1 protein-coding gene is annotated in these 2,073 nt (G+C 71.1%); it reads left to right on the forward strand.

Going from position 1 to position 2,073, the window contains the following annotated elements; genetic code table 11:
* Positions 1-2,073 (forward strand): condensation domain-containing protein (locus GRC12_RS43910; protein WP_439959959.1); only part of this gene is annotated, 2,073 nt, incomplete at both ends.

The following is a 2,073-nucleotide window of genomic DNA, read 5'->3' on the forward strand; positions in this document are numbered from 1 at the left end:
AGGTGCGGGGTTTCCGGATCGAGCTGGGTGAGATCCAGGCGGTGTTGATGTCTCATCCGGGTGTCGTGCAGGCGGCGGTGATCGTGCGGGAGGACCGTCCGGGGGATCGGCGTCTGACCGCGTACGTCGTCGGCACCGCTGCGGACGTGCACGACCTGCACGCTCACGCGGCCGCGCAGCTGCCGGCGTACATGGTGCCGTCCGCGTTCGTCGTCCTGGACGCGCTGCCGCTGACGCCGAACGGCAAGCTGGACCGGCGTGCCCTGCCCGCCCCCGAGTTGGAGACGGCAGCGGGCCGCGCCCCCCGCACCCCCCGGGAAGAAGTGTTGTGCACGCTCTTCGCGGAGGCTCTGGGTGTCGAGAGCGTGACCATCGATGACGACTTCTTCCGGCTGGGCGGTCACTCCCTGCTGGCCACCAGGCTGGTCAGCCGCATCCGCACCGTGCTGGGCGCGGAACTGCCCATCCGGCAGCTCTTCGAGACCCCCACCATCGCGGCCCTCGCTGCTGCCATGGGTGACGGAGTCGAGCCGAGCCGCCGTACCGTCACGGCGGTGGACCCGCGTCCGGCGCGCGTGCCGTTGTCGTACGCCCAGCAGCGGTTGTGGTTCCTGAACCGTTTCGAGGGACCCAGTCCCACGTACAACATCCCCGTGGCCTTGCGTCTCTCCGGTGCGTTGGACCGGGACGCGCTGCGGGACGCGCTCGCGGATCTGGTGGAGCGGCACGAGAGCCTGCGGACCGTGTTCGCCGAGGACAGCGAGGGCGCGTATCAGGTCGTCCGGGACGCGACCGAGGCCCGGCCGGACCTGAGCGTGGTCGAGGCAGGCCCCCGGGAGATCGAGGAGCGTCTGTGCGACGCCGCCCGGCGCGGCTTCGACCTCTCGGCTGAGTCGGGCGAACTCCCGCTGCGGGCCACGCTGTTCGAGGTCGGCGCCGACGAACACGTCCTGCTGTTGCTCCTGCACCACATCGTGAGTGACGCGTGGTCGCGGGCACCGCTGGCGCGTGATCTGACCGCCGCGTATGCGGCCCGGGTGCGGGGCGCGGCTCCGGAGTGGGCTCCGTTGCCGGTGCAGTACGCCGACTACAGCCTGTGGCAGCGCGAGGTGCTCGGCTCCGAGGACGACCCGGACAGCGAGATCAGCCGCCAACTCGCCTATTGGACCGAGACGTTGGCGGGTCTGCCCGACCAACTGGAGCTGCCCTACGACCGGCCGCGTCCCTCCGTCGCCACCTACCGCGGCGACCGCATCCCCTTCGAGGTTCCCGCAGAGCTCTACGACCGGGTCACCGCTCTCGCACGGGACGCCCAGGCCAGCCCGTTCATGGTGCTGCAGGCCGCGCTGGCGGCACTGCTGTCGCGGTTGGGCGCCGGCACGGACATCCCCATCGGCACACCGATCGCGGGCCGCACCGACGGGACGCTCAACGAGCTGATCGGCGTCTTCATCAACACCTTGGTGCTGCGCACGGACACCTCGGGGCGGCCCACGGCCCGCACGCTCATCGATCGGGTCCGGACCCAGAACCTGGCGGCGTACGCCCACCAGGACCTGCCGTTCGAGCGGCTGGTGGAGGCGGTCAACCCGGAGCGCTCGCTCGCCCGGCACCCCCTCTTCCAGGTCCTGCTGGCCTTCAACAACACCGATACGGCCGGCATCGACAGCGCCGTGACGCGGTCGCCGGGCCTGGAGGTCTCGCGTGCGACGGCCGACACCGGCGTGGGCAAGTTCGACCTCTCCTTCGCGTTCGCCGAGGGGGCGTCCACCGCAGCCGGGCTCCAGGGCGTCCTCGAATACAGCACCGACCTCTTCGACCAGTCCACCGTCGAGGACCTCGGCCGTCGCTATCTGCGCCTGCTCCAGGCCATGGTCGACGCCCCGGACGCCCCCGTCGACCAGGCGGACCTGCTGGACGGGTCCGAGGCGCACACTCTCCTCGTCGACTGGAACGACACGGTGTGTGAGGTGCCGGGGCGTTCGGCGGTGGAGTTGTTCGAGGAGCGGGTGGCCGCGGTGCCGGATGCCGAGGCTGTGGTGGCGGGTGGGGTGTCGCTCAGTTACCGGGAGT

This window comes from Streptomyces griseorubiginosus, assembly GCF_017614965.1.
GTDB lineage: Bacteria > Actinomycetota > Actinomycetes > Streptomycetales > Streptomycetaceae > Streptomyces > Streptomyces griseorubiginosus_B.